Source organism: Streptomyces sp. NPDC048643 (assembly GCF_040650615.1).
Classification (GTDB): domain Bacteria; phylum Actinomycetota; class Actinomycetes; order Streptomycetales; family Streptomycetaceae; genus Streptomyces.
Window position 1 is genome coordinate 1 of sequence record NZ_JBEZHO010000100.1, and the last position, 7,842, is coordinate 7,842.

Annotated in this window: 5 protein-coding genes and 1 pseudogene; 3 read left to right on the plus strand and 3 right to left on the minus strand. The window is 69.9% G+C overall.

The window, feature by feature from the left end; genetic code table 11:
• Nucleotides 1–127 precede the first annotated feature (127 nt).
• Nucleotides 128–2,233, minus strand: a complete 2,106-nt coding sequence (locus tag AB0C62_RS41855; protein ID WP_362982521.1) for a fructose-specific PTS transporter subunit EIIC — start codon at nt 2,231–2,233, stop codon at nt 128–130.
• Between the two features lie 528 nt (nt 2,234–2,761).
• On the opposite strand from AB0C62_RS41855, the gene ahcY reads away from it, so the two are divergent.
• Both ahcY and AB0C62_RS41865 read left to right on the plus strand, forming a co-directional pair.
• Entirely contained in the window at nt 2,762–4,219 is a 1,458-nt protein-coding gene (ahcY, locus tag AB0C62_RS41860; protein WP_362982523.1) for an adenosylhomocysteinase, read from the plus strand.
• A 100-nt stretch (nt 4,220–4,319) separates the two neighbouring features.
• Nucleotides 4,320–4,970: a hypothetical protein gene (locus AB0C62_RS41865; RefSeq protein ID WP_362982525.1), complete on the plus strand. Its 651-nt coding sequence runs from the start codon at nt 4,320–4,322 to the stop codon at nt 4,968–4,970.
• A gap of 592 nt (nt 4,971–5,562) precedes the next feature.
• Here the strand turns inward: AB0C62_RS41865 and AB0C62_RS41870 are convergent.
• A pseudogene (locus AB0C62_RS41870) lies at nt 5,563–6,318 on the minus strand (RDD family protein); the annotation flags it as partial.
• A gap of 130 nt (nt 6,319–6,448) precedes the next feature.
• Here AB0C62_RS41870 and AB0C62_RS41875 point away from each other — a divergent pair.
• A complete protein-coding gene (locus AB0C62_RS41875) occupies nt 6,449–7,456 on the plus strand; it encodes a stage II sporulation protein M (RefSeq protein ID WP_362982527.1) in 1,008 nt (335 codons plus the stop codon).
• A 187-nt stretch (nt 7,457–7,643) separates the two neighbouring features.
• Here the strand turns inward: AB0C62_RS41875 and AB0C62_RS41880 are convergent.
• Nucleotides 7,644–7,842 (minus strand): hypothetical protein (locus AB0C62_RS41880; RefSeq protein WP_362982529.1); only part of this gene is annotated, 199 nt, incomplete at its 5' end.

A 7,842-nucleotide genomic window follows, 5' to 3' on the forward strand; every position in this document is an offset into this window, starting at 1 on the left:
GGCGGCGGTCCGGGTCGCCCGGGCAGGCCAGCAGGATCCGGTCGCCGACGCGCAGGACCGAGCCCTGCACCTGGGGTCAGGCGGGCCCCGACGTCGTACGGCGGTCAGGCGGTGGCGGGACCGCCGACTACTCGACCTCGCTCAGTACGGCGAGGACCGCGCGCTCGTCCGCCGCGGCCGTCAGCCGCTCCCGGAAGGCGGGGTCCATGAGCTTGCGCGACAGCAGTGCCAGGATCCGCAGGTGCTCGTCGCCCGCGGCGGCCTCCGGCACGGAGATCATGAACACCAGCCGGGCCCTGGTCCCGTCCAGCGAGCCCCACTCGATGCCCTCGTCGGACCGCGCGAACCCGACGACCGGGGCGCTCACGGCGTCCGTCTTGGCGTGCGGGATCGCGATCTCCTCGCCGAGGCCCGTGGTGCCCTGCTCCTCACGGCGCAGCGCCGTCCGCACCAGTTCCTCGACGTCCCGGACCTTGCCGGTGGCCGCAAGCAGTCCGGCCATCTCGCGGATCGCGGACTCCTTGTCCGTCGCCGCGAGCCGCACCCGGACGGTTTCCTCGGTGAGATACCCGGAGAGAACCTCGGGCTCGTCGGCGACAGCGGTGGCCGTCGACCCCGAGCCCTGGGCGACGGACACGGGAGACACGGCGGACTCGGCGGTCGAGTCGCCGCTCTTCGACGAGCCGGCGCGCACCGGCCCCGTACCGCCGGCGCCTCCTCCGCCGGCGAGCGCCGGCTCGGGCATCCGCGCCGAGGGGATCAGCACCTCGCCGCGCCGCCGGCGCTCACTGACGTCGACCAGCGTGACGGTCGTCAGCGCGGTCACCGCCGTACCGATGGCGACGGCCACGAAGAACATCGGTACGCCGCCCACGGCGCCCAGTACCGCCACGATCGGCCCGCCGTGCGGGACCGCGTCGCTGACCCCGGCGAGTCCGGCGACCGCACCGGCCACGGCACCGCCGAGCATGTTCGCCGGAATGACCTGCGCGGGCCGCGCCGCGGCGAACGGGATGGCGCCCTCGGAGATGCCGAAGCAGCCCATGAACAGCGAGGCCAGTCCCGTCTCCCGCTCCTGCTCGGTGTAGAGGCGCTTGCGGATCAGGGTGGCCACGCCCTGGCCGAGCGGCATCACGGGAATCGCGGCGGCGCACATGCCCATGACGGTCTGGTTGCCGGTCGCGATGAGTCCGGAGCCGAAGAGGAAGGCCGTCTTGTTGACCGGCCCGCCCATGTCGAACGCGATCATCAGCCCCAGGATCGCGCCGAGCAGCACCGCGCTGGTCCCGGTCATCCCGCTGAGCCAGTTGGTCAGGTGCTCGAAGACCCACGAGATCGGCTTCCCGATGACGTAGATGAAGAAGAGGCCGAGCGCCGTCGTCGCGACGATGGGGATCACGATGATCGGCATGATCGGCTGGGCGAACTTCGGGACCTTGACCTTCTTGATCCACAGGACCAGATAGCCGGCCAGGAAGCCGGTCACGATCGCCCCGATGAACCCGGCGCCCGACTTGGAGTCGTACAGCGCGCCGGTGTTGGCGATCCACCCGCCGATCATGCCGGGCACGAGCGCGGGCCGGTCGCCGATCGCGTAGGCGATGTAGCCGGACAGGATCGGCACCATCAGCGTGAAGCCGATGACACCGATGTTGTTCACGTCCATCCAGAAGGAGTCCTTCGGGATGACCAGGCCACCGGAGGGGTCGGTGTGCCCGCCGAGCGAGAGCGATATCGCGATCAGCAGCCCGCCGACCACGACGAACGGGATCATGTAGCTGACCCCGTTCATCAGCGCCTTGTACGGCAGGCTCCGCTCCTTGCCGCCGCCGTTGCCTTTCCCGGACGTCGGCGCGGGTCCGTCCGCGGTGTGCACGGGCGCCGACCGGACCTGCTCGATCAGCCGCTCCGGGTGGTGGATCCCCTCGGCCACCCCGACGGTGATCACCCGCTTGCCCGCGAATCTGCTGAGGTCCACATCCTTGTCGGCCGCGACGATGATCCCGTCAGCGGCTCTGACATCGTTGTCATCGAGGACGTTCTCAGCCCCGATCGATCCTTGTGTCTCCACCTTGATGTCGATTCCGAGGCGCTCCGCAGCCTGCGAGAGCTTCTCGGCCGCCATGTACGTGTGCGCGATGCCGGTCGGGCACGCGGTCACCGCCAGCAGCTTCAACCGCTGCGGCTCGTCACCGCCGTCGCCCGTGGGGGGAGGGCCGGCCGGACTGGTCACGTCGATCTCCTAACGCCTGCGGCGCCCTGAACGCCACGTTCCGCGGTACGCCGTGCGGACGCCCGCGGAACCACTGACATGTTTCCGATGCCCTGGCACCCTGCCCACGATCGAGGACGCCGAACATCACCCGATCCCCAGGCCCGGAACCCCACGACATCCGCAGGTCCGGAACCCACGACATCCACAGGTCCGGAGCCACGACTCCGGCTGCAGAGGTCCGTCGCGCAGCGCCGCCAGGACACCTCGGCCTCCGCCCCCGGACACCGTCCCTTCCGGAGGCGGACTGGGGACGGGCGGGCTCACCGGTGTAGCTTGGGTGACTGAGCCAGACGTCGCTGCTGATGGCGGTCGGGCGGTCCCACCGCGGACCGGCCGAGGGAGAGAGGGCCTCCGACGGACTGCGCTGCGCGCACCGGGCACCCCTGTGTCCTGCCGGGGCACGTCCGTGCCCCTCTCGGGCATTCGTATGTGTCCACCGCCGCGCAGAACAGCCCAACTCGCCCCGAACCCGAGGAGCAGCTCGTCATGACGACCGTCGACAGCCGACAGGACTTCAAGGTCGCCGATCTCTCACTGGCCGACTTCGGCCGCAAGGAGATCACCCTCGCCGAGCACGAGATGCCCGGCCTGATGTCGATCCGCAAGGAGTACGCAGCGGCCCAGCCCCTGGCCGGCGCCCGCGTCACCGGATCCCTGCACATGACGGTCCAGACCGCCGTCCTCATCGAGACCCTCGTCGCCCTCGGCGCCGAGGTCCGCTGGGCCTCCTGCAACATCTTCTCCACCCAGGACCACGCCGCCGCCGCCATCGCGGTCGGCCCGAACGGCACGCCGGACAACCCCCAGGGTGTCCCGGTCTTCGCCTGGAAGGGCGAGACCCTGGAGGAGTACTGGTGGTGCACGGAGCAGGCGCTGACCTGGCCGAACACCCCCACCGGCGGCCCGAACATGATCCTGGACGACGGCGGTGACGCCACCCTCCTCGTCCACAACGGCGTGAAGTACGAGAAGGACGGCAAGGTCCCCTCGGCCGACACCGCCGAGAACGAGGAGCACCGCGTCGTCCTCGAACTCCTCAACCGCACCATCAGCGAGGGCTCGCAGAAGTGGACCCAGCTCGCCTCGGAGATCCGCGGCGTGACCGAGGAGACCACCACCGGCGTCCACCGCCTGTACGAGATGCACCGTGACGGCACCCTGCTGTTCCCGGCGATCAACGTGAACGACGCCGTCACCAAGTCGAAGTTCGACAACAAGTACGGCTGCCGCCACTCCCTGATCGACGGCATCAACCGCGCCACCGACACCCTCATCGGCGGCAAGACCGCCGTCATCTGCGGCTACGGCGACGTGGGCAAGGGCTGCGCGGAGTCCCTGCGCGGTCAGGGCGCCCGCGTGATCATCACCGAGATCGACCCGATCTGCGCCCTGCAGGCGGCGATGGACGGCTACCAGGTCACGACCCTCGACGAGGTCGTCGACAAGGCGGACATCTTCGTCACCACGACGGGCAACAAGGACATCATCATGGCCGCGGACATGGCCAAGATGAAGCACCAGGCGATCGTCGGCAACATCGGCCACTTCGACAACGAGATCGACATGGCCGGCCTCGCCAAGATCCCCGGCATCGTCAAGGACGAGGTCAAGCCGCAGGTCCACACCTGGAAGTTCCCCGACGGCAAGGTCATCATCCTGCTGTCCGAGGGCCGCCTGCTGAACCTGGGCAACGCGACCGGACACCCGTCCTTCGTGATGTCCAACTCGTTCGCGGACCAGACCCTGGCCCAGATCGAGCTGTTCACCAAGCCCGAGGAGTACCCGACCGACGTCTACGTGCTGCCCAAGCACCTCGACGAGAAGGTCGCCCGTCTCCACCTCGACGCGCTCGGCGTGAAGCTCACGACGCTCCGCCCCGAGCAGGCCTCGTACATCGGTGTCGAGGTCGAGGGCCCGTACAAGTCGGACCACTACCGCTACTGAGCACACCCGCCGAGCAGCGGTACCACCGCTCGGCGTCCGGATGTCAGCAGGCCCTCGCCCTCCCGGCGGGGGCCTGTCCCCGATGAGGACCTGAACGCCCATGCCCCGCGGCCGTTATTCGCTCCATGATCCGCACGATCACACCCCCCTCGGTGAAGAGCACTTCCACTGCGCGCCCGGCCCCTCCGGCTGGCGCTACGTCGCCCAACTCACCACCCCCTCCACGACGGGACCCGACGGCCTCCCCCGGGAAAACACCGTCACCGGCTCCGTCGACCTCGCCATCGACGAGCTCGGCCGCCCCATCCGACTCGAACTCCACTCCGCGAACTGGCAGGTGCGCGGCGCCGCCATCGACGGCGTGACCTGGGTCCGCACCGACCCCGCCGGCACCGAGGCGACCGAAGGAAACGTGGCAGCCCACGCCTTCACCGGCACCTCCCCCGCGTTCCTCGTCGCCACCGCCCGTCTCCTGCGCCTCACCCCTTCCGCCGGCACCGCGGCAACCCGCGTACGCCTCGTCTCCTTCACCGGCCCGGTCCTCGCCCCGCGCACCCTCGACCAGTCCTGGGCCTTGATCGCAAGCGAAACACACAGCACTGACAACGGTCCCCTGACCGTGGACGAATACCAGGTCACAGCCCTGGACACCGGGGAGCAGCACGCCGTCCACATCGCGGGGGACGTGGTGCTCGCGGCCCCCGGCATCGAGCTGGAAGACCTCGAGTCACCCCCGTCGGTGTTCGTCTGACGGCACCTCAGGACAAGGCGCCGATGACGATGTCGGCGTGAGGGACGACGCCCGACCGTGGGGAAGCGGATCTGCTCGCCGGCGGGAGCGGCTACGCGGGCGGCGCGAAGCCCGTCGCCGGCCGCTCGCCCTGCCCGGGCTCACGTGCGGGCTGTCCCGCGCCGTCCGAACGATCCTCACCGGTCCGGGCCGGATCGGGCTGCGGACCGGCGGGAGACTGCGCCGCGACGGGATGAGCGGCGGGAGCCGGCCGTCCGGGATGTTCACCGCTCCCCGGCGGGAGGGACTGGCCACCGGGCCCCTGCGGGAAGGGCGGCTGTCCGCCGCCTCCGGCGGGCGGCGGATAACCACCGGGAGCCGAAGAGGGGGCGTAGGCGCCGTGACCGCCTTGCGGGGGATAGCCGCCGTGACCTCCCTGCGCGGGATAGCCGCCGTGACCTCCCTGCGCGGGGTGGCCGACAGGAGCAGGGGATGAGGCAGGGCCGGTGTTCATGGGCTGCGGGGGATAGCCGCCCTGACCCATCGGCGGGGGGTAACCGCCCGCACCCTGCCCGAAGGGATATCCGCCAGGAACGGGCTGGGGCATACCGGCGGCGGAGCCGCCTCCGAACACCCGACGGGCCTCACGGGCCTGCCGCTCCTGCACCACGGCCGCCAGATAGGCCCCCGCGGGCACACCCTGCGGCGGCGGCGTTCCCGTACGCGCCGCGAGATCCATCGCGAGCCGTTCCGCCATCGCGCCACCCACCCGCGGATCCAACTGCCCCATCCGCGTCAGGTACTGGCGGATGGCCAGCCACAGCCCGTCCGGCACCGCGGACAGATCGAGCTCCGCGAAGCGTCCCGCGAGCCAGGGCGGCGGCGGAGGCACATGAGGCATACGCCCCACAGGAATCCGCTCCCGCACGACGAGCGTCCCGGCGAACACGTCCCCGAGCCGACGGCCGCGCTCGGACACCAAGGAGGCGATGCACGCGACGATGCCGAACGTCATGAGGATCTCGACGACTCCCACCGCCCCGCGCACCAGCGCGTGCCGGAACCGGATCGGCCCGCCGTCGTCCCGTACGACCCGCAGACCGCACGCCAGCTTCCCCAGCGACCGGCCATGGCTGAGCGTCTCCACCGCGATGGGCACGCCGACCAGGACAAGAAGGAAACTCGCGATCGACAGGGCGACCTGTGCCGCGTCGTCCAGCGCGGCGGTCGCGGCGACGAGCCCGATCGTCACGACGAGGTAGACCACCATCGCCGCGGCGAGGTCGAGCACGACGGCCAGCGCCCGGCTCGGCAGTTTCGCGGGGCGCAGCTCCAGCGCCACCGCCTCGCCCGTCACAAGCTCACTCACACGTGCCGCCCTTCCCCTGACCTGCCCCGAGAACCGCCAGTCTGCCAAGCTGAGCGCACATCGCGCCGCAGTAAGACAAGCTGACATCGACCAAGAGCCGCCGACGAGCAGCCGAGGAGCAGGCAAACCGATGGACCTCGACGTCTTCGTCTCCGCCCACCGAGCCGAGTGGGACAGACTCGACGCCCTCCTGCGACGTCAGCGCCGCCTCAACGGAGCCGAGGCCGACGAACTCGTCACCCTGTACCAGCGAACCGCCACCCATCTCTCGCTGATCCAGTCCAGCGCGCCCGACCCGCAGCTCACCGGCCGGCTGAGCCAACTCGTGGCACGCGCCCGTAGCGCCGTGACCGGAACCCGCCGAGCATCCTGGCGGGACGTCACCCGCTTCCTCACCCGTGGTTTCCCGGCCGCGGTCTACCGGTCCCGCCACTGGTGGGTGCCCACCGCCCTGCTGTCCACGGCGACAGCGGCTCTCCTGGGCTGGTGGATCGCCGCGCACCCGGAGGTCCAGGCGTCGATCGCCGCGCCCAGCCAGCTCCGCGACCTCACCCGCCCCGGCGGCGAGTACGAGACCTACTACTCCAGTCACCCGGCCGCGTCCTTCGCCGCCCAGGTCTGGACGAACAATGCGCAGGCCGCGGCCATGTGCCTGGTCCTCGGCATCTTCCTGGGGCTCCCGGTGCTCTGGATCCTCTTCCAGAACATGCTCAACGTGGGTGTCGGCATCGGTCTGATGTCATCGGCCGGCCGCCTCGACACCTTCCTGGGGCTGATCCTTCCGCACGGCCTGCTCGAACTGACCGCCGTGTTCGTCGCCGCGGGCACCGGCCTGCGCCTGGGCTGGACGGTCATCGACCCGGGTCCGCGATCCCGCCGCACGGCGCTCGCGGAAGAAGGCCGCGCCGCGCTGGGAATGGCTGTCGGCCTGGCCCTGGTCCTCTTCATCTCGGGCGCCATCGAAGGCTTCGTCACGCCCTCCGGCCTCCCTACGTGGGCGCGCATCGGCATCGGAATCACGGCTGAACTGGCCTTCCTCCTGTACGTCTACGTGCTCGGCGGCCGTGCGGTCCGCTCGGGCGATACCGGTGACGTCGAAGCCCCCGAGCGCAGCGCCACTCTCCCCACCGCCGCCTGATGTGCGTAGGCCTCCGCTGAGCTGCTAGTCTCCTCTTCGCCCCAGGGGACCCGTTGACACGGGTTGCTCGGGGAGGTAGATTAGAACAGTTGCCTAGAACTGGACACGTCCGGCGGCAGCAGTTAGAGTCTGCGAGCTTCTCCAGGTAATCGACACGTCGATTCGAAGAAGCCCCCCTCCTGATGATTCAGAAACGGTCGCCGGTGAATCCGGCCCAAACATTCTGATAAAGTCGGAGTCGCTGAAAAGGAAAGCGCGAAAGCGCAGAACTTGAAAGCGCCGAGGAAATCGGGCCCGAAAGGATCTGATAGAGTCGGACTCGCCGGAAAGGGAAACGCGAAAGCGAAAACCTGGAAAGCACCGAGGAAATCGGATACGGAAACGGT